Genomic DNA, 23,864 nt, shown 5'->3' on the forward strand with positions numbered 1-23,864 from the left:
TCACGTCACGCAGAGGACGACCAGGGCGGTCGTCGCGGCCGTCTCCGCGAGCGCCCCGAAGACATCCCCGGTCACCCCGCCGAAGCGCCGCCTGCAGTGCCGTAGCAACCCGTCGGTCACCATCTCCGCGCCCACCACCGCGAACAGAGCCGGCAGGCTGTAGGCCGACCCCACCAGTGCCCCGGCGCCCGCCGCCGCCACCATCACGGCGACCGTGACCACCGACGCGCCCACCTTCGGCACCACCCCCGCCACCGCCGCCCCCAGCCCCTCGGGCCGGGCGGCGGGCACCCCGTCCACGGCGGCCAGGGTCAGCGCCAGCCGGGCCACCATGGCGGCGACGACGGCGGCGAGCGCCCCCTGCTGCCACCCGTCCCCGTACGCCTGGGCCAGCGCGGCCACCTGGGCGAGCAGCACGAACACCAGGGTGATCACGCCGAACGGCCCGATGTCCGACTGCTTCATGATCCGCAGGGCGTCCTCGGCGGGCTTGCCGCTGCCCAGGCCGTCGGCCGTGTCGGCGAGGCCGTCCAGGTGCAGCCCCCGGGTGAGCACGGCCGGTACGGCGACGGCGGCCACCGCGGCCAGCAACGCACTCGCGCCGGCCAGGAGCAGCAGCGCGCCGGCCGCACCCGCGCAGAGCCCGACGGCGAGGCCGGCCAGCGGGGCGGACAGCATGCCGCCGCGGGCCGCGTCACGGTCCCAGCGGGTGACCTTCACGGGGAAGACGGTGAGGGTGCCGAAGGCGAAGCGGAGGCCGTCAAGCCAGGGAGTCGCAGGTGTCGCAGCCACCGGCGCAGGTTACCCGGTGGTCAGGAAGGCGCTTGCCCCGGCCGGGCTTCCGGCCGTGCTACAGGCCGGACTTCGGGCCGTACCACGGCCGGGGATAAAGTTCGCACATGGGACATTGGCTGGAACGGAACATCATCGAGCCGGGCAAACTCCCCCTGCTGCTCGCCCTGACCGCCTTCGTCCTGACCTTCGTGATCACCCGGACCATCACCCGCCTGATCCGCGCCGGAAAGGGCCCGTTCGGCAATGTGAAGGCGGGCGGGCTGCACATCCACCACGTGGTCCCCGGGGTCGTCCTGATCGTCGTCGGCGGGTTCGGCGCGGTCGGCAGCGGCCGCCACGGCCCCGGCGCGGCCCTCGCCGCGATCGTCTTCGGGATCGGCGCCGGACTCGTCCTCGACGAGTTCGCGCTGATCCTGCACCTCAACGACGTCTACTGGACCGAGGACGGCCGCAAGAGCGTCGAGGCCGTCGTCATCACCGCCGCGCTGGTCGGACTGCTGCTCGCCGGGTTCTCCCCGTTCGGCGTCAACGACCTGTCCGCCGACGAACTCCAGGACCGCGGCACCGCCATCGCGAACATCGGGGCGAACTTCCTCTTCTCGCTCGTCGCCCTGAGCAAGGGCAAGACCCGCACCGCGATCTTCGGCGTGATCGTCCCGCTGGTCGGGATCGTCGGCGCGGTCCGGCTGGCCCGCCCCGGCTCCGCCTGGTCCCGCCGCTTCTACCGCGACCGGCCGCGCGCCCGGGCCAGAGCCGGACTGCGTGCCTACCACCACGACCGCCGCTGGTCCCGGCTCAGCCGGACCCTTCAGGACTGGATCGGCGGCAAGCCCGACCGCCCCGAGCCGGTCCGGCTGCCCGGCCGCCGCTGACCCCCGCGGCGGCTCCGCCGCTGCCGCAGCCGTCGTAGCGCCACCGCCGCCGCGCACAGCGCCGCCACGCCCGCGATCGCCGCGAGATGTTCCTTGCCGGCGAGGTTCTCCTTCACCGCGACCTCGACCACCATCGCGGCCGCCACCACGCCCGCGGTGGTGTACGCGCCGTAGCGCCAGCCCAGATACACCGCGAGACCGACCACGGCGGCCGACGGACCGGTGTCCACCACCAGCGCGTCCGAGGCGGGCAGACCCAGCGGGCCGTGCGGGCCGAGCGCGATGCCGAGCCGGGCGTACAGCGTCCCGGCGAGGGTCGCCACGTAGGCGATGGCCAGCGTCCGCCACCAGCCCAGGCACACCTCGGCGATGCCGAACACCACCAGGATCTGCGCCAGCGCGCCCCACACCGGCAGATCCAGCGCCGGCACGAACAGCGACAGGGGAGTGCGCAGCAGGGCCTGCCAGAGCGGGTCCTCGGCGCGCACCGCCCCGAGGTCCTGCACCAACCGGAAACCCCACGACTGGTTCTGGGCGAACTGCAGCAGCGCGGTCAGACCCACCGCCGCCACCGTCATCGGCACCGTCCGCAGCCGCCGCTTCGCCAGCGGGCCGCGCACCGTGGCGTACAGCAGCCCCCACTCGGCGCGGGCCCAGCGGGCGAGCGGCTTCATACGGGGGTCCTCATCTGTGCGTGTCGCGCGGCCGGTTGCCCCGCGTGCCTCATCGCGTGTCGAGGTGCTTGCGGTTCACCCATCTCGGCAGCCCCGGAACCCCCAGGAACCCCTCCGCGCGCGCCGACGCCAGGCCGATGCGCGGCAGGTCCGCGCTCTTCTCGAAGAGCAGGAACCGGGGCTCCCAGATGGGCCGGTACTTGGCGTTCGCCCGGTACAGGGACTCGATCTGCCACCACCGGGAGAAGAAGCTCAGCAGGGATCTCCACAGCCGCAGCACCGGCCCCGCGCCGAGACGCGCACCACGTTCGAAGACCGACCGGAACATGGCGAAGTTGAGCGAAACCTGCGTGATCCGGATCTCTTCGGCGCGCCGCAGCAGCTCGATGACCATGAACTCCATCAGCCCGTTGTCGGAGTCCCGGTCCCGCCGCATCAGATCGAGCGACAGCCCGCCCGGCCCCCACGGCACGAAGGACAGCAGCGCCCGCAGCTCACCCGCCCCGTCCGTGCACTCCAGCATCACGCACTGCCCGTCCCGGCCGTCCCCGAGCCGCCCCAGCGCCATGCTGAACCCGCGCTCGGTGGCCCCGTCCCGCCAGTCGTCGGCGCGCCGGACCAGGTACGACATCTCGTCCGCCGGGATGTCCTCGTGCCGGCGGATCCGCACCGCGTACCCGGCCCGCTTCACCCGGTTGTGGGCCTGCCGGACGGTCCGCATGGCCCGTCCCTCCAGCGTGAACTCGGCGACCTCGACGATCGCCTCGTCACCGAGCTCCAGGGCGTCCAGCCCGTGCCGCGCGTACACCGTCCCGGCTTCCTCGCTCGCCCCCGTCACCGCCGGGATCCACCCGTGCGCCCGCGCCTCGCCCAGCCACGGCACGATCGCGCCCGGCCAGGCCTCCGGATCCCCGATCGGGTCCCCGGAGGCCAGCGACACCCCGCCCAGCACCCGGTAGGCCACCGCCGCCTTCCCGGTCGGCGACCACACCACGCTCTTCTCCCGCCGCAGCGCGAAGTACCCGAGCGAGTCCCGCTCCCCGTGCCGCTCCAGCAGCGCCCGCAGCCGCTTCTCGTCGTCCTCGGTGAGCGGGTCGACGGCGCGACGGGAGCGGAAGGCGGCGTAGAAGACGGCGAGCACGAGGAGCGTGCTGAGCACGTTGATGACGACGTTCACCCAGGTGGGCGGGGCGATGTACGGGAACCGGGAGGGGTCGGCGGCGACCGACACCAGGCGCAGGGTGCCGTAGTGCCAGCGCTCCAGGAACGTCGAACGCGCGGCGTGCGGGGCCTGGTCGGTGACGGTGACGAGCAGGGCGGCGAGCAGCGAGGCGGCCAGTCCGCCGCCGACGGCGACGGTCGCGGCGAGCCGCGGATTGGACCGGTCGCCCTTCGCGTAGAACTCCCGCCGCCCGACGAGCAGCGCCCCCACGAAGGCGGCGGTCAGCACGATCGAGATCCAGTTCTGCGGGTACCGCCGGATCTCCGGGAACGCCATGGCGAACGCGAACAGCGCGAGGAAGAGCCCGCTCAGCACGAGGTTCAGGATCCACGCGGCCCGCTTCCGCCGTCGCATCGTGATCGCGAGGAACGCGGTGAACACACCGGAGGCGAAGCCGGCGGTCAGCAGGTACGGCGTGAAGAAGTTCTCCTGGTTGTGCCGCCGCACGTCCTGCCCCAACGACACCCACACCGCACTGAGGAAGTTGACGAAGGCGACACCCCGCAAGTACCACACGGCAAACCCGGCGGCCCGCTGGGAAACCCCGACGCCCCACCGCCCCCGCTCACGACCATCGCACCCCTCAACGGCAATTCGGGCATCTCCCATGGAGAGCGATCATATGGGCGCCCTCACGACGAACCCCGCCACACTCACCCGATTCCGCCGACACCACCCAAGAACCCCCAACTCCCACGCCCTCAACCCCGGCTTCCCGCCCTCCCCGTTCCGCCGGTCCTCTCCAAGGGACTCCCCGCCCGCCGGTCTCTTCGCCCGCCGCTCTCCCTTCCGTGCGGGCTTCCCGGTTGGCCGGTCCCTCCGTTCCGCCGGTCTCTTCTGTCCGCCGCGACGGCGATCAACCGGGACGGCGCAATCCGGCGGTGCCGTCCCGGCCGTGACCCACCGGGGTCCCTACTCCTCCGGCTTCTCCTCGGATTCCGGCTTCTCCGGCTTCTCGGGCAGTTCTGCTGCCAGGGCCGCCGCGGCCTGTACCAGGGGCAGGGCCAGCAGGGCGCCCGCGCCCTCGCCCACGGTCACGCCCTGCTGCAGCAGCGGTTCCAGGGCCATCCGGTCCAGCGCCTTCGCCTGGCCCGGTTCGCCGCTGTCGTGGCCGGCCAGCCACCAGTCGGGTGCCCGGAACGCGATCCGCTGGGCGACCAGCGCGCACGCGGCCACCACGACCCCGTCCAGTACCACGGGCAGCTTCCGCACGGCGGCCTGCAGCAGGAACCCGGTCATCGCCGTGAGGTCGGCCCCGCCGACCGCCGCCAGCAACTGCAACTGGTCCCCGAGCACGGGCCGCGCCCGCCGCAACGCGTCCCGGATCGCCGCACACTTCCGCATCCACGCGAGGTCGTCGATGGCGAGCCCGCCCCGCCCGGTCACCACGGACGCGTCCGTCCCGCACAACGCGGCGACCAGCACGGACGCCGCCGTGGTCCCGCCGACGCTGACGTCGCCGAGCACCACCAGGTCCGTCCCCGAGTCGGCCTCCTCGTCGGCCAGCCCGACGCCCGCCCGGAAGGCCGCCTCGGCCTCCTCCGCCGTCAGCGCGTCCTCGATGTCGATCCGGCCACTGCCCCGCCGCACCCGGTGCCGGACGACCTCCTCGGGCAGCGCGTCAGGGTCGCAGTCCAGCGCCATGTCCACGATCCGCACGGGCACCCCGAGCCGCCGGGCGAGCACCGCCACCGGGCTGGCGCCCTCCAGGACCGCCCGCACCAGCAGCTCGGCACTGCCCGCGGGCCGCGCGGAGACGCCCAGTTCGGCGACGCCGTGGTCGCCGGCGAAGAGCAGGACCCGCGGCCGTTCCACCGGCCGTACCGGTACGGAACCCTGCGCGGCGGCCAGCCACTCACCCAGGTCGTCGAGGCGGCCCAGCGCCCCGGGCGGCACGACCAGCCGCTCCCGGCGCGCCTCGGCGTCCCGGCGTACACCGCCGTCGGGGCGCTCGATCAGATCGGTGAAGTCGTCGAGATTAAGCGAGCTCATTCGCCGAACAGTACCGGCACGGAACGAACGGTTCGGTGCCAGATCGCCACCACACCCGCACGGCGTCTTGGCAGGCAAGATCGGTATCCCATACGTTCCGGTTTGCAGTGGATTGCGTACAGGGATGCGTACAGGGAGCACAGGGAGCCGCCCATGCCGCCCAGACCCGAACTCCGCCCGGGCACCGACCGGTTCCACGAGGCGCGCCGCCAGGACTGCCCCTGGTGCGGCTCCAGACGCCTGCGCACCCGGCTGCGCACCCCCGATCTCCTCCACCACCGCCCCGGCACCTTCGCCCTCGACGAGTGCCGGGACTGCGCGCACACCTTCCAGAATCCCCGGCTGACCTGGGAGGGCTTCGGCCTCTACCACCGGGACTTCTACGAGGGCCGGCTGGCGGACCACGCCGAACGCGGCCACACCACCCGCGCCGGCCGCCGCCGGCACCGCGCCGCCGTCCGTGCCACCAGGGCACTGCCGGAGCCGGAAAGCTGGCTGGACATCGGCACCGGCCACGGCCACTTCCCGCACACGGCGAAGCAACTGCTGCCCTACACGGCCTTCGACGGGCTCGACCCGACCCTGCGCATCGTGCGGGCCCAGGCAACGGGCCGGATCGAGGAGGCCCACCTCGGCCATCTGACCACCCCGGAGGTCCTGACCCGGCTGCGCGCCCGCTACGACGTCGTCAGCATGTTCCACCACCTGGAACACGCCCCCGACCCCCGTGCCGAACTCCGCGCCGCCCTCACCGCGCTGCGCCCCGGCGGCCTCCTGCTCGTCGAGACCCCCGACCCGCGCAGCCCGTTCGCCCGGCTGCTGGGCAAGTGGTGGTTCCCGCACGGCCAGCCGCGCCAGCTGCACCTGCTGCCACCGGCCAACCTCCGGGCGGAACTGGAGTCCCAGGGCTGCGAGATCCTGACCACCGACCACCGGGCCCCGCACCTGCCGTACGACCTCTCGGCTGCGGTCGCCCTGATGCTCGGCCGGCTCCTGCCGAAGCGGTGGCCGCGGGCGACGGCCCCGCTGGTGGCGACGGTGGCGGCGGTCGACCACGCCCTGGCCCCCGTCCTGCGCCGCACCCGCTTCTCGAACACCTACCGGATCATCGCGAGAAAGGGACGCTGAGGGAGGGTCGAGGGGCACTGAGGGGGGCATAGAAAGGGGGACGTCGGAGGGCCGTCGTACGGGCTACCTCAGCACCATCGCCTGCCCCGCCACCACCAGCAGCACGCTCTCGCACTCACCCGCGAACGCCGCGTTCAGCCGTCCCAGTTCGTCCCGGTACCGCCGACCCGACGCCGTCGCCGGCACGATCCCCGACCCGACCTCGTTGGAGACGGCCACCACCGTCCGCCGGGTCGCCCGCACCGCGTCCGTCAGCTCCCGCACCCGTTCCCGCAGGGCCTTCTCCCCGCCCGACGCCCACTCCGTGTCGTCCCACGCCCCGACGGAGTCCATCGCGTCGGTCAGCCACAGCGACAGACAGTCGACCAGCAACGGCGGCCCGTCCTCCGCCAGCAACGGCACCAGGTCGCAGGTCTCCGTCGTATGCCAGGACCCCGGCCGCCGGTCCCGGTGCAGGGCCACCCGCGCCGCCCACTCGGTGTCCCCGCCGCGCGTCCCGCCCGTGGCGACGTACAGCACGTCCGGGAAGGACTCCAGCCGCCGCTCGGCCTCCACGGACTTCCCGGACCGCGCACCGCCCAGCACCAGCGTCCGGCGCGGTACGTCGGGCACGTCCTCGTACACCCCGACCGTCAGCGTCGTCCCGTCCGGCACCGCCCGGGCCCCGGCCGCCGCCAGCCGCCGCCGGGACTCCGCGCCGGGCGGCACGTCGTGGTCCAGATGCACGGCGACGACATCCGTGGCCGGCCCCACCGCCCCCACCGCCCGCAGCCGCGCCAGCGCGTCGGGGCGGCCCACGACGTCGAGGAGGACCAGGTCGTACGAGTCCGCGCTCCCGTTCTCCAGCCCGGCCGGCGCCCCGCCCGGCGGCAGGTACAGCAGCCGCTGCCCGTCGGGACCGGTCACCGCGTACCCGGTGCCGCCCGCGTCCATCGCCACCGCCCGCACCCGATGCCCCGTCAGCGGCGCCAGCTCCCGCCCGTCCGGCACCCGCACCGGCTGCGGCAGCCCGGACGGCACCTCGACGGCGGGCCCGTCGTGCGGATGCGACAGCAGCGCCTGCCGCACCCCGCCGAGCGACCGCCCGGCCCGCGCCGCCGCGAACGCCGCACCCGGCGTCAGATCCAGCAGCAGCGTCCCGTCGACGAGCACCGAGGTCGCGGCCCGCGCCTCCACCCCGACGGCCCGCGCACACACCGCACACGGACAACCGGGTCGAGGCAGCCCCTCAGGAGCACCGGTACCGAGCAAAGTCACTTCCACAGCCCGATTCTCACCCGTCCTGACGGTTCCCGCTTCAGCCGACGCCCCCCACAACGCGCCCCGTGAGGGGCGCGGGGAACTGCGCGACAAGCCCCCACGGGCCCGTACACAAGCCCACAACCAGCGGAGTTTTTCCCGGCGCCCTTATACGATGCACCAGTTGGATCAAAGGAGGCCTACATGGCGGCATGGACGTGGCGGTTCGAGAAGGCCGACGGGACGGAGGTCCAGCCCGCGGTGGAGCCCGAGGAGTTCACCACCCAGGGCGACGCCGAGTCCTGGATCGGTGAACAGTGGAAGGCCCTGCTGGCCGGCGGCGCCGACCAGGTACGGCTCTACGAGGACGCCACCGAGATCTACGGCCCGATGAGCCTGCACGCGGACGAGTCCTGAGACGTGGCGGTCCGGGGCGGCCCGCGCAGGGCCGCCCCGCCGTCACTGCGCGCTCAGCGTCACATCCACCGTCCGCCGGACGCCGTCCCGGCCGTACGTCACCGTCGTCCTCTGCCCCGGCCGGTCCGACGCGAGCGACACGGCCAGTGAGGTGATGGTGGTGATGTCGTCCTCACCCACCTTGGTGATGATGTCCCCGGCCCGGATGCCCGCCTTGTCGGCCGCGCCCCCCGGCTGCACGGTCACGACGGCCACCCCGGCGGGCTGGTAGTTCTCGTCGACGACGGTGCGCCCGGTGATGCCGAGCGCGGCCCGCCCCGAGTCGGTGACCTTGCCCTGCTTGATGATCTGGTCGGCGACCGTCCTCACCATCGACGCCGGGATGGCGAACCCGATCCCGGGCGCCGCGCTGCCGCCGAGGTCGGGGTCGCTCGCGGCGAGCGTGGGGATGCCGACGACCCGGCCGTCCAGGTCGACCAGCGCACCGCCGCTGTTGCCGGGGTTGATGGCAGCCGAGGTCTGCACCATGTTGGGGATCGTGGCGCCGGTACCGCCGCCCTCGCGGTTCTCGCTGACGGTCCGTCCGGTCGCCGAGACGATGCCCTCGGTCACACTGGACGACAGCCCGAGCGGCGAGCCCATGGCGAGCGTGATCTGCCCGACCTGGACCTTCTCGGTGTCCCCGAAGGAGGCCGCCTTCAGCCCGTCCGGGACCTTGTCGAGCCGGATGACCGCCAGGTCCTGCTCGGGGTAGGAGTAGACGAGCGTCGCGGTGAGCGGTTCCTCGTTGTTGGCGGTCGTCACCCGGAACGTCTTCTCGTTCCCGACGACATGCGCGTTGGTGACGATGTGCCCGTCGCCGTCGTAGACCACGCCCGAGCCCAGGTCGCTGCTGGCCTGGATCTGCACGACCGACGGCAGGACGTCCTTGATCACCTTCTGGTACTGGTTCTGCAGGTCGGTCGCCGACATCGGGACGGATGCCGCCCGGGCCGCCCTGGTCGAGGCGTCCTCGGACGCGCCGCCGCCGAGGGCGGAGCACCCGGAGACGGCGAGGACGAGGCAGCAGGAACCGAGCGCGGCGGCCGTACGAAGGGTCGTCCGGCGGGCGGGGGAAGCGTCCATGTCCCGAGTCTCGTCGCGCCGCCGACGGTCCGGCGCGTGCTGCTGATCCGAACGAGCGGCGCCCGCGGAGGTCAGCCGCGGACCCCGCACAGATGCAGCAGAGCCGCGACGGCCCGGTACGGATCCGTCCGCCCGGCCCGCTCCTCCGCCGCGAGGAGGGTCTCCACGTCGTCGGGTATCTCCGCGTCGTCCGCGGCCGTGTCCGTGAACACCCGTACGCCGTACCAGGAGTGCAGGGGCGCGCCGATCCCGGCGAGGGCGTCGGTGAGCGTGCCCAGCCGGTCGGCCCGGACGTCCAGACCGAGGCGGTTGCGGTACGAGACCGAGTCGAAGGCGCCGAACGCCCCCGCCCAGTCCCCGCTCAGCCCCGGCCGCATGGCCAGCGCGTCCGCGTTGCGCACCAGCAGCGACAGCAGGCCGCCCGGCGCGAGCATCCGGGCCAGTCCGGCCAGCAGCGCGTCGGGCTCCTCGACGTACATCAGCACACCGTGGCAGAGCACCAGGTCGAAACTGCCCGGCAGGAAGTGGACGCCGGTGTCCCGGCCGTCCCCCTCGACGATCCGCACCCGCTCGCGGATGCCCTCCGGCTCACCGGCCAGGGCCTCGCGCGCGGCCGTGACCATCGCCGGTTCCTGCTCGACCCCGGTCACCTGGTGCCCGGCCCGGGCCAGCCGCAGCGCCTGCGTGCCCTGACCCATCCCGACGTCGAGCACTCGCAGCCGCTGACCGACCGGGAACCGCCCGGCTATCTGCTCGTCGAGCTGACGGGCCACCAGCTCCTGTCGTACGACATCACGCAGCCCGCCCAGCCTGGTCAGCCAGACCTTCGCCGCACCCCCGGAGAACGGCTCTGTGCTCAGGGCCGCTCTCCGCGCTTGACCTGCGGCTTGGGCAGCCGGAGCCGGCGCACCTGGAGGGAGCGCATCAGCCCGTAGGCGACGGCGCCCTTCTTGTTCTGGTCGGGGAAGCGCTCGGCCAGGCGCTTGCGCAGCCGGAAGCCGCTGACCGCCGCGTCGAGCACGATCAGCACGATCACGATCAGCCACAGCAGCAGCGCGATGTTCTTGATCGCCGTGTTGTTGATCACGCTCATGACCAGGATGACCACGGCCAGCGGCAGGAAGAACTCCGCCACGTTGAAGCGCGAGTCGACCCAGTCACGGGCGAACCTGCGGACCGGACCCTTGTCACGGGCGGGCAGGTACCGCTCGTCACCGGTGGCCAGCGCCTGGCGCTGCCGCTCCATGGCGGCGCGCCGGTCCTCGCGCTGACGCTTGGCGGCGTCCTTGCGGGTCGTCGGCGTGTTGGCCACGCTGCGCCGCTGGGTCTGGGCCTCACTCCGCTTGGGCGTGGGCCTGCCCTTCGGGGCCTGCGGGTCACGGGTCTGCTTGGAGTCGGTCACCGCCGCCTTGTCGGCGGGGGCCTTCTCATCCTTGGCACGGCTACGGAACACAAAACCCAAGGGTACGGGGTGGCGGGGTGTGGGCCCTAGTCGGGCGGGGAACGATCCCGCAACGCCAGTCGTCTCCATGGGGGACAGAGGGGACGTTGCAGGCGCTTCGCTCGGGGCTCACCTACTACCTGTGCCGGAGCGGAGCTGTCGGTAGTCGTCCTTGGGGATGAGCGCATCGGTCCCCGAACAGTGCGGTAATGGAGGCAGGGCCCGTACTGTGGGTTCTGTCGCAGGATCGGTGAGCCGGAGTCCGTCAGAAGGGGGCGCGCGAAGCCCATGAGCGGTGTCATGAAGCGTATGGGGATGATCTTCCGCGCGAAGGCGAACAAGGCCCTGGACAGGGCCGAGGACCCGCGCGAGACCCTCGACTACTCGTACCAGAAGCAGCTCGAACTGCTGCAGAAGGTCCGCCGGGGCGTCGCCGACGTGGCGACCAGCCGCAAGCGGCTCGAACTCCAGCTGAACCAGCTCCAGCAGCAGTCCTCCAAGCTGGAGGACCAGGGCCGCAAGGCGCTCGCGCTCGGCCGTGAGGACCTCGCCCGCGAGGCGCTGTCCCGCCGCGCCGCCCTCCAGCAGCAGGTCACCGACCTGGAGACGCAGCACGCCACCCTCCAGGGCGAGGAGGAGAAGCTCACCCTCGCGGCGCAGCGCCTCCAGGCCAAGGTCGACGCCTTCCGTACGAAGAAGGAGACCATCAAGGCCACCTACACCGCCGCCCAGGCCCAGACCCGTATCGGCGAGGCCTTCTCCGGCATCTCCGAGGAGATGGGCGACGTCGGCCTCGCCATCCAGCGCGCCGAGGACAAGACGCAGCAGCTCCAGGCCCGGGCCGGCGCCATCGACGAACTCCTGGCCTCCGGTGCCCTGGACGACCCGACGGGCATGGCCAAGGACGACATCGCCGCCGAGCTGGACCGCCTCTCCGGTGGTACGGATGTGGAGCTGGAACTGCAGCGCATGAAGGCCGAGCTCGCCGGTGGTCAGCCTCAGCAGGCGATCGAGGGCGGCACCGGCCAGAGCCAGCAGTCGCAGCAGCCGCAGGACACCCCGCGCTTCGACAAGCAGTAGCTTCGACAAGCGGTAGCCGACGCCTGGAGGGCGACATGGCCGACATGGTCGTCAGGATCATGGGGGAGGGCCAGGTGAGGCTGGCCGACAGCCACCTCACCGAACTGAACAAGCTGGACGACGAACTCCTCGCGGAGACCGAGTCCGGCGACGAGACGGCCTTCCGCCGTACCCTCACCGCCCTCCTGGACAAGGTCCGAGAACTGGGCACGCCCCTGCCCGACGACGCCCTGGAACCCTCGGACCTCATCCTCCCGTCCCCGGACGCGACCCTGGAGGAGGTCCGGGCCCTGCTGCGGGACGACGGCCTGATCCCGGGCTGACGCGGCGCCCGGACCCGAGCTCATCAGCCGACCGAGTCAGGCGGGTGGGCGGGTGCGGCGGTGCCTGGAGTGGCCCGAGCGGACCGTTCCGGTCGGCACGAACCAGCCGTACTGTTCAGAACGTGAGCACTCTCGAAAAGGCCCGCTGCAGAGCCGGCGCCCATCCCCTCGCCGTGGACGCGGTCATCGCAGCCGGCGTCCTGGGGTGCATGGTCGTCAGCTCCTTCGCGGTGCCGCACGGTGCGCACGGTGTCGCCTGGGGCATCCGCACCCCGGCCCCGCTCAGCCTCTCCCTGATGACCCTCGCCGCCGCGGCCCTGGTGTTCCGCCGGTTCGCCCCGAAGACCGTGCTGGCCGTCACCGGCGCCGCCGCCGTCGTCGAGTGCGTCACCGGCGACCCCCGCGCCCCCGTCGCGATGGCGGCCGTGGTCGCCCTCTTCACCGTCGCCGCCACCACCGACCGCCGCACCACCCTGCGCGCAGGCCTGCTCACCATGATCGTGCTGACCACCGCCGCGATGGCCGCGGGCCCCCTCCCGTGGTACGCCCAGGAGAACCTCGCGATCTTCGCCTGGACCGGCATCGGCGCCACCGCCGGGGACGCGGTCCGCAGCCGGCGCGCCGTCGTCCAGGCCATCCGGGAGCGCGCCGAGCGGGCCGAGCGCACCCGTGAGGAGGAGGCCCGCCGCCGGGTCGCCGAGGAACGGCTGCGGATCGCCCGCGACCTGCACGACGTCGTCGCCCATCACATCGCCCTGGTCAACGTGCAGGCCGGGGTCGCCGCGCACGTCATGGACAAGCGGCCCGACCAGGCCAAGGAGGCCCTCGCCCACGTCCGCGAGGCCAGCCGCTCCGCGCTCAACGAACTCCGCGCCACGGTCGGCCTGCTCCGCCAGTCCGGCGACCCCGAGGCACCCACCGAGCCCGCCCCCGGCCTGCACGTCCTGGAAGAGCTCGCCGACACCTTCCGCAACGCGGGACTCCCGGTCGAGGTGGCCCGCGCCGACCACGGCAGCACCCTGCCCGCCGCCGTCGACCTGGCCGCCTACCGGATCGTCCAGGAGGCCCTGACCAACGTGCAGAAGCACGCCGGATCCGAGGCCAAGGCCGAGGTGAGCGTCGTACGCGTCGGACCGCACATCGAGGTCACCGTCCTCGACAACGGCTCCGGCGAGGACACCGCCCCCGAGGCCGGCGGCGGCCACGGCCTGCTCGGCATGCGCGAGCGCGTCACCGCCCTGCGCGGCACCCTCACCACCGGCCCCCGCTACGGCGGCGGCTTCCGCGTCCATGCGATCCTGCCGGTCAAGACCGACACCGACGGCCGTACGAACGACCGTACGGCCGCCCTGGGGGATTCCGTATGACGATCCGTGTCCTGCTCGCCGACGACCAGGCACTGCTGCGCAGCGCGTTCCGCGTGCTCGTCGACTCCGAGCCCGACATGGAGGTGGTCGGCGAGGCCTCCGACGGCGCCGAGGCGGTCCGGCTGACCCGGGAGGAGCAGGCCGACGTCGTCCTGATGGACATCCGGATGCCGGGCACCGACGGGCTGGCCGCGACCCGGCTCATCAGCGAGGACCCGTCCCTCGACCGGGTCCGGGTGGTCATCCTGACCACCTTCGAGGTCGACGACTACGTCGTCCAGGCACTGCGCGCCGGCGCCTCCGGCTTCCTCGGCAAGGGCAGCGAACCCGAGGAACTCCTCAACGCCATCCGGGTCGCCGCCGACGGCGAGGCACTGCTCTCCCCGACCGCCACCAAGGGCCTGATCGCCCGCTTCCTCGCCCAGGGCGACGCGGGCGACGACGGCCGCGACGCGGCCCGCACCGAGCGGCTCGACGCGCTCACCTCCCGCGAGCGCGAGGTGCTGGTCCAGGTCGCCGGCGGGCACTCCAACGACGAGATCGCCGAGCGCCTGGAGGTCAGCCCGCTGACCGTGAAGACGCACGTCAACCGGGCCATGGCCAAGCTGGGCGCCCGGGACCGGGCCCAGCTCGTGGTGATCGCGTACGAGTCGGGGCTGGTCCGCCCGAGGACGGACTGATCTCCACCCGGGCGTACTGCGGCCGGAGTAGGAACCGGATAAGGGAACGGGACCCAGGGCCTACGTGAGCAGGGTCGCGCATGGGTGAGGGTGGTGGGGTGGGCGCTCACAGGTGCCCCCTGTGCCGCTCATCTGCCGCTCACAGCAGCTCACCGAAAAGAGACCCTGACCCATGTCCTGGCTGTCCAGATTCAGCCTCGCGCAGCGGGCCCTGATAGGCCTCGTGTCCCTGATCGCGCTCGTCTTCGGGGCGATCGCCATCCCCCAGATCAAGCAGCAGCTGCTGCCCACCATCGAGCTCCCGGTCGTCTCCGTGCTCGCCCCCTACCAGGGCGCCTCGCCGGACGTCGTCGAGAAGCAGGTCATCGAGCCGATCGAGAACAACCTCGAAGGCGTCGACGGCGTCACCGGCGTCACCTCCACCGCGAGCGAGGGCAACGCCGTGATCATGGCGTCCTTCGACTACGGCAACGACACCAAGCAGTTGGTGGCCGACGTCCAGCTGGCCGTCAACCGCGCCCAGCTCCCGGACTCCGTCGACCCGCAGGTCATCTCCGGCTCCACCGACGACATGCCGACCGTGGTCCTCGCCGTCACCTCCGGCAAGGACCAGCAGGCCCTCGCCGACCAGCTGGACAAGACGGTCGTCCCGGACCTGAAGAACATCGACGGCGTCGGCCGCGTCCAGGTCACCGGCGTCCGCGACCTCCAGGTCACCGTCACCCCGCAGGACGCGAAGCTCGCGCGGGCCGGTCTCACCTCCGCCGCCCTCGCCCAGTCGCTCCAGGCGGCCGGCGCGACCGTGCCGGCGGGCTCCTTCGACGAGGACGGCGCCAACCGCACCGTCCAGGTCGGCGGCGGTCTCACCTCGCTGCGGCAGATCGAGGACCTGATGGTCACCGGGCAGGGCGCGCAGAAGCCCGTGCGCCTCGGTGACGTGGCCACGGTGCGGGAGCAGGAGGCCCCGGCCGACTCGATCACCCGCACCGACGGCCGCCCCAGCCTCGCCGTGAACGTCACCATGGACCACGACGGCAGCGCGGTCTCCATCTCGAACGCGGTCAAGGACAAGCTGCCGAAGCTGCGTCAGGACCTCGGCTCCGGCGCCACCCTCACGGTCGTCAGCGACCAGGGCCCGGCGGTCTCCAAGTCCATCAAGGGCCTCACCACCGAGGGAGCCCTCGGCCTGGTCTTCGCGGTCCTGGTCATCCTGGTCTTCCTGGCCTCGGTCCGCTCGACCCTGGTGACGGCGGTGTCCATCCCGCTGTCGGTCGTCCTCGCGCTGATCGTGCTGTGGACCCGCGGCCTCTCCCTCAACATGCTCACCCTCGGCGCGCTCACCATCGCCATCGGCCGGGTCGTCGACGACTCGATCGTGGTCCTGGAGAACATCAAGCGCCACCTCGGCTACGGCGAGGAGCGCCAGTCCGCCATCCTCACGGCGGTCCGCGAGGTGGCCGGCGCGGTCACCTCCTCCACCCTCACCACGGTCGCCGTCTTCCTGCCGATCGGCCTGGTCGGCGGCATGGTGGGCCAGCTGTTCGGCCCCTTCAGCCTCACCGTCACCGCGGCCCTGCTGGCGTCCCTCCTCGTCTCCCTGACCGTCGTACCGGTCCTCGCGTACTGGTTCCTGCGGGCCCCCAAGGGCACCTCCGAGGACACCGCCGAGGCCCGCCGCGAGGCCGAGGAGAAGGAGGCGAGCAGCCGCCTGCAGCGCGCGTACGTCCCCGCCCTGCGCTTCGCGACCCGGCGCCGCCTCACCAGCGTCCTGATCGCGATCGTCGTCCTGGTCGTCACGTTCGGCATGTCCGGGCTGCTGAAGACCAACTTCTTCGACCAGGGCGACCAGGAGGTCCTCACCGTCAAGCAGGAGCTGAAGCCCGGCACCAGCCTGGCCGCGACCGACGCCCAGGCGAAGAAGGTCGAGAAGCTGCTCGCCTCCGTCGACGGCGTCAAGGACTACCAGGTCACCGTCGGCTCCTCCGGCTTCATGGCGGCCTTCGGCGGCGGCACCGACACCAACCAGGCGTCGTACTCGGTGATGCTGGACGACGCGAAGTCGTACGACAAGGTGCAGAACGCCATCGAGGACGGCCTGCACAAGCTGTCCGGGATCGGCACCACGACCGTCTCCGCCGGTGACGGCTTCGGCAGCCAGGACCTGAGCGTCGTCGTGAAGGCGGCCGACGGCGATGTGCTGCGCAAGGCCTCCGAGCAGGTCCGGGCCACGGTCGCGGGGCTGGACGACGTCACCGACGTCACCAGCGACCTGGCGCAGAGCGTGCCGCGCATCTCCGTGAAGGCCAACTCCAAGGCCGCGGCCGCCGGGTTCGACGACCAGACGCTGGGCGCCGCCGTCACCCAGGCCGTGAAGGGTACGGCGGCCGCGAAGGCGACCCTCGACGACACCGAGCGGGACGTCGTCGTGAAGTCCGCGAAGCCGGCCGAGACCCTGGCCCAGCTGCGCGCGCTCAAGCTGGGCCCGGTGAAGCTCGGCGACATCGCCACCGTGAAGCTGGTGGACGCGCCGGTGTCGATGACCCGGATCGACGGTCAGCGCGCCGCGACCGTCAGCGCGAAGCCCACCGGTGACAACACGGGCGCGGTCAGCACCCAACTCCAGTCCAAGATCAAGGCGTTGAAGCTCCCGGCGGGCGCGACGGCCTCGATCGGCGGGGTCACCTCGGACCAGGACAGCGCGTTCAAGAACCTGGGCCTGGCGATGCTCGCGGCGATCGCGATCGTCTTCATGCTGCTGGTCGCGACCTTCCGCTCGCTGGTCCAGCCGCTGATCCTGCTGGTCTCCATCCCGTTCGCGGCGACCGGCGCGCTCGGCCTGCTGATCGTCACCGGCACCCCGATGGGCGTCCCCGCGATGATCGGCATGCTGATGCTGATCGGCATCGTGGTGACCAACGCGATCGTCCTGATCGACCTCATCAACCAGTACCGCGGGCAGGGATACGGCGTCGTCGAGGCCGTGGTCGAGGGCGGCCGCCACCGTCTGCGGCCCATCCTCATGACGGCCCTGGCGACCATCTTCGCCCTGCTCCCGATGGCGCTCGGCGTCACCGGCGAGGGCGGCTTCATCGCCCAGCCGCTGGCCGTGGTCGTGATCGGCGGTCTGATCACCTCCACCCTGCTCACCCTGCTGCTCGTGCCGACGCTCTACGCGATGGTCGAGCTCCGCAAGGAGCGCCGGGCCGGGAAGCGGGCCGCCAAGAAGGGCCGGGGGGCCACGGAGTCCGCCCCCGCGTCCGAGGAGCCGCAGCCCGCGGCCGTCTGACGGTCCCATGACCGGCGGCCGTACCCGGAACAACCCCGGGTACGGCCGCCGACGTGTTTTCCGTTCCGTATGCTGACGCATCGAACGGCCATGCGGCGAAGAGGAGTCAGAGCGTGCCGCTGCGCAAGGACGACCCGAAGTCCGTCGGCGGTTACAAGCTGATCGACCGGCTGGGGGCCGGCGGCATGGGCGCCGTCTACCGGGGCCGGTCGCGCTCCGGGCGTGAGGTCGCCGTCAAGGTGGTGCACGCCCAGTACGCCGAGGACCCCGTCTTCCGCTCCCGGTTCCGGCAGGAGATCGAGGCCGCCCGCCGGGTGAGCGGCGCCTTCACCGCGCCCGTCGTGGACGCCGACCCCGAGGCCGCCCGGCCCTGGATGGCCACCCAGTACGTGCCGGGGCGCTCGCTCGCCGACCGGCTGCGCGACCGGGGCCCGGTGCGCGGCGGCGAACTGCGGCGGCTGGCCCTCGGGCTGGTGGAGGCGCTGCGGGACATCCACCGGGCCGGGGTGGTGCACCGGGACCTCAAGCCGGCCAACGTGCTGATCGCCGAGGACGGTCCCCGCGTCATCGACTTCGGCATCTCCCGCGCGGCCGAGAACCACCACACCCTCACCGAGACCGGCCAGATGATCGGCACCCCGCCGTTCATGTCCCCCGAGCAGTTCACCGACGCCCGTACCGTCGGCCCCGCCTCGGACGTCTTCTCGCTCGGCGCGCTGCTGGTGTACTGCGTCGCCGGGCGCGGCCCCTTCGACGCCGACAGCCCCTATCTGACCGCCTACCGGGTGGTCCACCACGAGCCCGTGCTCGACGGCGTGGGCGGCCCGCTGCGTACGGTCCTGGAGCGCTGTCTGCACAAGGAGGCCGCCCAGCGGCCCGAACTGGAGCAGTTGGCACAGGAGTTGGCGGATGCCCTGCCCGAGCCGGCGGCGGGCGACCCGGCGGTGTACGAGGCGCCGGAGGACGATCGGCGCACCTTGGGCCTGCGCGGCGAGGCCTGGCCGGCCGGCGCGGCGACCGGCCCGCGCGCCGACTTCGACCGGGCGACCGGCACCGGCTTCGGCCGCCGCCGGCTCCGGGGCCGCCGTACCCTCTGGGCGGCGGTCGGCACGGTGGGCGCGCTGACGCTGGGGCTGCTGTGGTACATCCGGTTCGGACCGGGTTTCACGGACGACCCCGGGGCGGCGAGCTCCTCCTCGGCCTCCCGCTGGGCCGCGGTGCCCACCGGCTGGCAGCCCTGGCAGACGACGGTGTACAAGCCGGCGGACCGGGGCGAGGTCAACGCACTGGGCACGCCGGCGCAAGGCCAGCCGGACTGCCTGAGCCAGGGCGGCAGCGTCTACTGCGGAGGCCACGGCGTCCTGCCGGTACGGCTGGACGGCCGGACCGGCAGAACCCTCTGGCGCGCCGCGCTCGCGGCGCCGGGCGACGATCCCAGCCGGTACGACTCCTGGGTCCTCGGGGTGTACGACGGCACGCTCCTCGTCCGGGAGACCGTCACCGAGGAAGGCGCCCTGAACAACCCGACCCGCATAGTCGCCCTCGACGCGACGAGCGGCTCGCAACTGTGGATCCGCAAGGTCAACGACGAGAACGTCGACCTGATCATGGCCGGTGACGTCGTGCTCACCGCCGAGAGCGACGGCCGGACGGTGACGGCCCGCTCCCCGCGCGCGGGCAAGGCCCGCTGGGCCATGACACTTCCGGCCCACACCTACTGCACGTTCCTGCCGGCCGGAACCGACGTGTACGCGCAGTGCTTCCCCACCGGGCAGAACGCCAAGTACTCCACGCTCCTGCAGCTGGACCGCGCCGACGGAACGGTCCTCGCGCGTCGGCAGATCCCCTTCGAGAGCGGCTTCCTCGGGGTCGTCGACGGCCATCCGGCCATGGTCCTGGCCGACGAGGAGAGCGGCTCGACGTCCCTGCAGGACTCCAGGTTCACCAAGATCCTCCTGACGGACCCGACGACCGGCGGCCGGACGACGACGAAGCTCGCGAAGACCTACGAGGGCTCGGTGACGCTCGCCTCCGACACCCTGTGGATCACGGGCGCGAACGGCGAGGTCGCGGCGGTGTCCCCGCTGACCGGCAAGGAACTCTGGCACACCCGCACCAGCGTGGAGAACTCCGGCTCCCCGACGTACGACTCCCGCACCCACACCCTCTACCTGGCCAGTCCCAGCGGCCGGGTGGCAGCCCTGGACACCCGGAAGGGCACCCTCCTCTGGCAGACGTCCCCGCGCGTCGGCACGGCCTCGACGGACGGGGCGTCCGATCCCAAGGCACTTCTCTACGGGGGTGTGGTGACCGTCATGACCCCCGACGGCACCCTCTTCAGCCTCGACCCCGCGCACCCCGAGCGGAAGTCCGGCTCGGGGTGACACAGGGCTCGTACGGCTACGGCAGCGCCAGCATCCGCTCCAGGGCCAGCTTGGCGAACGCCTCGGTCTCCTGGTCGACCTCGATGCGGTTGACCAGGTTGCCCTCGGCCAGGGACTCCAGGGTCCAGACCAGGTGGGGGAGGTCGATGCGGTTCATGGTGGAGCAGAAGCAGACCGTCTTGTCGAGGAAGACGATCTCCTTGCCCTCGGGGGCGAAACGGTTCGCGAGGCGGCGGACCAGGTTCAGCTCGGTGCCGATCGCCCACTTGGAGCCGGCCGGGGCCGCCTCCAGGGCCTTGATGATGTACTCGGTCGAGCCGACGTAGTCCGCCGCCGCGACGACCTCGTGCTTGCACTCGGGGTGGACGAGGACGTTGACACCCGGGATGCGCTCGCGCACGTCGTTGACGGAGTCAAGGCTGAAACGGCCGTGCACCGAGCAGTGGCCGCGCCACAGGATCATCTTGGCGGCCCGCAGCTCGTCGGCGGTCAGGCCGCCGTTCGGCTTGTGCGGGTTGTAGAGGACGCAGTCCTCCAGGGACATGCCCATGTCCCGGACGGCGGTGTTGCGGCCCAGGTGCTGGTCGGGCAGGAACAGCACCTTCTCGCCCTGCTCGAAGGCCCACTCCAGGGCTCGTCGGGCGTTCGACGAGGTGCAGATCGTGCCGCCGTGCTTGCCCGTGAACGCCTTGATGTCCGCGGACGAGTTCATGTACGAGACGGGCACGACCTGCTCGGCCACGCCGGCCTCGGTGAGCACGTCCCAGCACTCGGCGACCTGCTCGGCGGTGGCCATGTCCGCCATCGAGCACCCGGCCGCCAGGTCCGGCAGGACCACCTTCTGGTCGTCCGAGGTCAGGATGTCGGCGGACTCGGCCATGAAGTGCACACCGCAGAACACGATGTACTCGGCCTCCGGGCGGGCGGCCGCGTCCCGGGCCAGCTTGAAGGAGTCGCCCGTGACATCGGCGAACTGGATGACCTCGTCGCGCTGGTAGTGGTGGCCGAGCACGAACACCTTGTCGCCGAGCTTCTCCTTGGCCGCGCGGGCGCGCGCGACCAGGTCCGGGTCGGACGGCGAGGGCAGGTCGCCGGGACACTCGACGCCCCGCTCGCTCCTCGGGTCGGCCTCGCGGCCGAGCAGCAGCAGGGCGAGCGGAGTCGGCTGTACGTCGAGCTCCGGGGTCTGGGCGGTGGTCACGACACGCACCCTTTCTACTTTTCGTCGATCTGACGTTATCTATCATAACTGCTTCACGTCACTTTGACGACGGCCATTGCGTCGATGTGACATGAATCCCGGCACCGAACGGGAGGGTTGCCGCCGGATGTCCGTGGGGTGGTGGCCTTGTGCGCAGGTCGCCGTGGGTGACCTTCACAGCCGCTGTGCGTGACTTCGGGCATGTGCGAGCATGAAGAAGTAGAAAAACGCGAGAACGCGAATGCCGGGCCGGAATGAAACAGCGGACCCGCCGGTTGCACTCGTCGGCAAGCAGTCTCCGTACAACCCGGGAGAGATGTAGATGTCCGTATCGGACGAGACCAGCACCGCCACCGACGGCATCATCCTGAGCGACGCCGCCGCGGCCAAGGTCAAGGCCCTGCTCGAGCAGGAAGGCCGTGACGACCTCGCCCTGCGCGTCGCCGTCCAGCCCGGTGGCTGCTCCGGCCTGCGTTACCAGCTCTTCTTCGACGAGCGTTCCCTCGACGGCGACGTCGTCAAGGACTTCGGCGGGGTCAAGGTCGTCACCGACCGCATGAGCGCTCCCTACCTGGGCGGCGCGTCGGTCGACTTCGTCGACACCATCGAGAAGCAGGGCTTCACGATCGACAACCCGAACGCGACCGGCTCCTGCGCCTGCGGCGACTCCTTCAGCTGAGCCCAGCGGCTGACCAGCACGAAGGCGGCGACCCCTCATCGCGAGGGGTCGCCGCCTTCGTGCTGCCCGCGCTCAGCCCTCCTGCGGGTTCAGCGTCGTGGCCTTCTCCTTCGGGACCGCGTGACCGTCCGTGCCGACCACCTTCCGGCCGTCCAGCGGCGCGTCGAGACGCACCGTCTGGTGGTACTGCTTGGCGATCAGGATGCAGATCTTGTCCGGCCAGGGCGTCTCGGTGACCTTGACCACCACCTGCTCCGAGCCCTCGTCCACCGTCGCCTTGTAGTCGGCGCACACCCCGCCGGTGAAGGCGACGGTCAGATCACGGCCCTCGGCCGTGTACCCGTCCACCTTCACGTCCTTCGGCGCGGCACTGGCGCTCGCCGAGGGCGTCAACGTGGTCGCGGAAGCCAGGTACTTCGGGTCCACCGCCGGATAGGTGACGGTGTACGAGTCCGCGGCCCCGCGCACCTGGAACAGCCAGGACGGCACCAGCGCCTGCTGCCCGGCGACGGACTGGGCGGCCAGCCCGAACACCGCCTTCTCGATCACCGCCGAGGACGCGGAGGGCGACGCCGTGGTCGCCGACGTCGACGCGGCGCACGGCTGCTCCAGGCGGTCCTTCAGCGGCACGGGACTGGCGCAGCCGCCGATGCCCATCCGGTGGTCGGAACGCGGCGCCGCGTTCATCAGGTCCAGCGTCTTCGCGGCGCTCAGCACCGGATACGCGGCCCCCTCGGCCGGCGTCGCCAGCATCCCGTTGCCGCCGACCACCTCGCCCTGCTTGCTGACGGTCAGCCCGGTCGTCCAGCCGTACGTCGGCAGCCCGCCGACCACCGGATCGGCGTTCACCACCCGCTGCGCACCCATCACCTGGCTCGCGTCGAGCTTCGCGTCGTCCTGCCCGAGCGCCTTCAGCACCGGCGCCGCCGCCTTGTCGGCGTCGGCGACGCTCACCGGGTCACCGGCCGGCGCCGCCGGGTCCTGCGCGCACACCAGACCGCTCTTGCAGTTGTCGGTGCCGGGGGCGTAGCGGCTGTACGTCCAGATGCCCGGCGCGGTCCGGTTCACCTGGAGACTGCCGCCGGAGCCGTCGTGGTCCGTACCGACCTTCCACACCTCGCCCTCGGCGACCGGGGTGCCGTCGACCCCCAGCGCCTTCGCCAGCGCCGCGACCCGGTCCGCGGAGACCGCGCCGGACGGCTGGTACACCGCGGCCGAGCCGGGGCCGCCCGGGAGCGTCCCGCTCGCCGTGTAGCTCACGCCGTAGGGATCGGGCTCGCCGGGAGCGATGCCGTTGCCGCCGCCGGAGGAGTAGCCGTCCAGTGCCAGGGGCGGGGGAGCGGAGCCACCGGAGGCACCCGGTGCCGCCCCGTCGCCACCGGAACCGTTGCCGCCGCTCGACGTGAGGTAGGCGCCACCGCCGCCTATCAGGAGTACGGCGGCGGCCACCGAGGCGATGACGAGAGCGGGGGAGCGGCGGCGGGCGGGGTGGTCACCGGCATCGGTCGCCGTGGTCGTCCCGGTCGCCTCGGGGGTGCCGGGCGCGTCGAGTGCGTCCGGGCCGTCGGGCGTAACGGCGAGACCGGGGGTATCGGTACCGGTACCAGTGGGATCAGGGGTACCGGGCGTGTCGGCGTGAGAGGCCGCTGCCGGCTCCGGGGCCACGCTCGGCTCGGGTACTTCCGCTTCCGGCGCGGGAGCCTTCTCCGGCTCAGTCGGCTCGGGCGGCTCCGGAACCTCTTCCACGGCGTTCTCGGCGGACTCCGCGGCGGACTGCGCGTCGGCCTCGGCAGCCTCAGGCGACTCCGTGGCCCGCCGGGCCTCGGCGTGAGAGGCCGCTGTCGGCTCCGGGGCCACGCTCGGTTCGGGTACTTCCGCTTCCGGCGCGGGAGCCTTCTCCGGCTCAGTCGGCTCGGGCGGCTCCGGAACCTCTTCCACGGCGTTCTCGGCGGACTCCGC

At 72.3% G+C, this 23,864-nt stretch carries 20 protein-coding genes; 10 read left to right on the forward strand and 10 right to left on the reverse strand.

Annotation, left to right across the window (positions count from 1 at the left end):
• On the reverse strand, positions 1 to 792 hold the full coding sequence (locus ACFZDK_RS07895) for an adenosylcobinamide-GDP ribazoletransferase (protein WP_390970846.1): 792 nt from the start codon (positions 790 to 792) through the stop codon (positions 1 to 3).
• A 107-nt stretch (positions 793 to 899) separates the two neighbouring features.
• On the opposite strand from ACFZDK_RS07895, the gene ACFZDK_RS07900 reads away from it, so the two are divergent.
• On the forward strand, positions 900 to 1,667 hold the full coding sequence (locus ACFZDK_RS07900; protein ID WP_390970848.1) for a hypothetical protein: 768 nt from the start codon (positions 900 to 902) through the stop codon (positions 1,665 to 1,667).
• On the opposite strand, the gene ACFZDK_RS07905 is transcribed toward ACFZDK_RS07900, so the two are convergent.
• The 3 genes from ACFZDK_RS07905 to cobT form a co-directional block, all read right to left on the reverse strand.
• On the reverse strand, positions 1,604 to 2,341 hold the full coding sequence (locus ACFZDK_RS07905; protein ID WP_390970850.1) for a hypothetical protein: 738 nt from the start codon (positions 2,339 to 2,341) through the stop codon (positions 1,604 to 1,606). The genes ACFZDK_RS07900 and ACFZDK_RS07905 overlap by 64 nt on opposite strands.
• 49 nt (positions 2,342 to 2,390) lie before the next feature.
• Entirely contained in the window at positions 2,391 to 4,172 is a 1,782-nt protein-coding gene (locus tag ACFZDK_RS07910; protein ID WP_390970851.1) for a phosphatidylglycerol lysyltransferase domain-containing protein, read from the reverse strand.
• A gap of 303 nt (positions 4,173 to 4,475) precedes the next feature.
• On the reverse strand, positions 4,476 to 5,555 hold the full coding sequence (gene cobT, locus ACFZDK_RS07915) for a nicotinate-nucleotide--dimethylbenzimidazole phosphoribosyltransferase (RefSeq protein ID WP_390970853.1): 1,080 nt from the start codon (positions 5,553 to 5,555) through the stop codon (positions 4,476 to 4,478).
• Between the two features lie 153 nt (positions 5,556 to 5,708).
• On the opposite strand from cobT, the gene ACFZDK_RS07920 reads away from it, so the two are divergent.
• Positions 5,709 to 6,683: a methyltransferase domain-containing protein gene (locus tag ACFZDK_RS07920; RefSeq protein WP_390970855.1), complete on the forward strand. Its 975-nt coding sequence runs from the start codon at positions 5,709 to 5,711 to the stop codon at positions 6,681 to 6,683.
• Positions 6,684 to 6,746: 63 nt separating this feature from the next.
• On the opposite strand, the gene ACFZDK_RS07925 is transcribed toward ACFZDK_RS07920, so the two are convergent.
• On the reverse strand, positions 6,747 to 7,946 hold the full coding sequence (locus ACFZDK_RS07925) for a bifunctional adenosylcobinamide kinase/adenosylcobinamide-phosphate guanylyltransferase (RefSeq protein WP_390970857.1): 1,200 nt from the start codon (positions 7,944 to 7,946) through the stop codon (positions 6,747 to 6,749).
• 180 nt (positions 7,947 to 8,126) lie between these two features.
• On the opposite strand from ACFZDK_RS07925, the gene ACFZDK_RS07930 reads away from it, so the two are divergent.
• Positions 8,127 to 8,339: a hypothetical protein gene (locus tag ACFZDK_RS07930; protein ID WP_234542644.1), complete on the forward strand. Its 213-nt coding sequence runs from the start codon at positions 8,127 to 8,129 to the stop codon at positions 8,337 to 8,339.
• A 42-nt stretch (positions 8,340 to 8,381) separates the two neighbouring features.
• Here ACFZDK_RS07930 and ACFZDK_RS07935 read toward each other — a convergent pair whose 3' ends face one another.
• From ACFZDK_RS07935 to ACFZDK_RS07945, 3 genes are all read right to left on the reverse strand, one after another.
• Complete coding sequence (locus ACFZDK_RS07935; protein ID WP_390970860.1) at positions 8,382 to 9,464, reverse strand: trypsin-like peptidase domain-containing protein; 1,083 nt, start codon at positions 9,462 to 9,464, stop codon at positions 8,382 to 8,384.
• 71 nt (positions 9,465 to 9,535) lie between these two features.
• Positions 9,536 to 10,237 carry a methyltransferase domain-containing protein gene (locus tag ACFZDK_RS07940; protein ID WP_390970862.1) on the reverse strand — a complete coding sequence of 234 codons (702 nt, stop codon included), beginning with the start codon at positions 10,235 to 10,237 and terminating at the stop codon, positions 9,536 to 9,538.
• Positions 10,238 to 10,320: 83 nt separating this feature from the next.
• Positions 10,321 to 10,995: a DUF3043 domain-containing protein gene (locus tag ACFZDK_RS07945; protein ID WP_390970864.1), complete on the reverse strand. Its 675-nt coding sequence runs from the start codon at positions 10,993 to 10,995 to the stop codon at positions 10,321 to 10,323.
• A 198-nt stretch (positions 10,996 to 11,193) separates the two neighbouring features.
• Here ACFZDK_RS07945 and ACFZDK_RS07950 point away from each other — a divergent pair, with 198 nt between their 5' ends.
• From ACFZDK_RS07950 to ACFZDK_RS07975, 6 genes are all read left to right on the forward strand, one after another.
• Positions 11,194 to 11,985, forward strand: a complete 792-nt coding sequence (locus ACFZDK_RS07950; protein ID WP_390970866.1) for a PspA/IM30 family protein — start codon at positions 11,194 to 11,196, stop codon at positions 11,983 to 11,985.
• Positions 11,986 to 12,029: 44 nt separating this feature from the next.
• Positions 12,030 to 12,308 carry a hypothetical protein gene (locus ACFZDK_RS07955; protein ID WP_355726893.1) on the forward strand — a complete coding sequence of 93 codons (279 nt, stop codon included), beginning with the start codon at positions 12,030 to 12,032 and terminating at the stop codon, positions 12,306 to 12,308.
• 122 nt (positions 12,309 to 12,430) lie between these two features.
• A complete protein-coding gene (locus ACFZDK_RS07960; RefSeq protein WP_390970868.1) occupies positions 12,431 to 13,675 on the forward strand; it encodes a histidine kinase in 1,245 nt (414 codons plus the stop codon).
• The gene (locus ACFZDK_RS07965) at positions 13,672 to 14,355 is read left to right on the forward strand and encodes a response regulator (RefSeq protein WP_390970870.1); all 684 of its coding nucleotides are present in this window, start codon (positions 13,672 to 13,674) and stop codon (positions 14,353 to 14,355) included. Before ACFZDK_RS07960 ends, ACFZDK_RS07965 begins: the two co-directional genes overlap by 4 nt.
• A 172-nt stretch (positions 14,356 to 14,527) precedes the next feature.
• Complete coding sequence (locus ACFZDK_RS07970; RefSeq protein ID WP_390970872.1) at positions 14,528 to 17,641, forward strand: efflux RND transporter permease subunit; 3,114 nt, start codon at positions 14,528 to 14,530, stop codon at positions 17,639 to 17,641.
• Positions 17,642 to 17,754: 113 nt separating this feature from the next.
• The gene (locus tag ACFZDK_RS07975) at positions 17,755 to 20,025 is read left to right on the forward strand and encodes a PQQ-binding-like beta-propeller repeat protein (RefSeq protein WP_390970874.1); all 2,271 of its coding nucleotides are present in this window, start codon (positions 17,755 to 17,757) and stop codon (positions 20,023 to 20,025) included.
• A 16-nt stretch (positions 20,026 to 20,041) separates the two neighbouring features.
• Here ACFZDK_RS07975 and nadA read toward each other — a convergent pair whose 3' ends face one another.
• The gene (gene nadA, locus ACFZDK_RS07980) at positions 20,042 to 21,226 is read right to left on the reverse strand and encodes a quinolinate synthase NadA (protein ID WP_390970876.1); all 1,185 of its coding nucleotides are present in this window, start codon (positions 21,224 to 21,226) and stop codon (positions 20,042 to 20,044) included.
• 322 nt (positions 21,227 to 21,548) lie between these two features.
• On the opposite strand from nadA, the gene ACFZDK_RS07985 reads away from it, so the two are divergent.
• Complete coding sequence (locus tag ACFZDK_RS07985) at positions 21,549 to 21,905, forward strand: iron-sulfur cluster assembly accessory protein (RefSeq protein WP_355726892.1); 357 nt, start codon at positions 21,549 to 21,551, stop codon at positions 21,903 to 21,905.
• A 72-nt stretch (positions 21,906 to 21,977) separates the two neighbouring features.
• Here ACFZDK_RS07985 and ACFZDK_RS07990 read toward each other — a convergent pair.
• Positions 21,978 to 23,864 (reverse strand): hypothetical protein (locus ACFZDK_RS07990; protein WP_390970878.1); only part of this gene is annotated, 1,887 nt, incomplete at its 5' end.

Source organism: Streptomyces sp. NPDC007901 (assembly GCF_042959465.1).
Classification (GTDB): domain Bacteria; phylum Actinomycetota; class Actinomycetes; order Streptomycetales; family Streptomycetaceae; genus Streptomyces.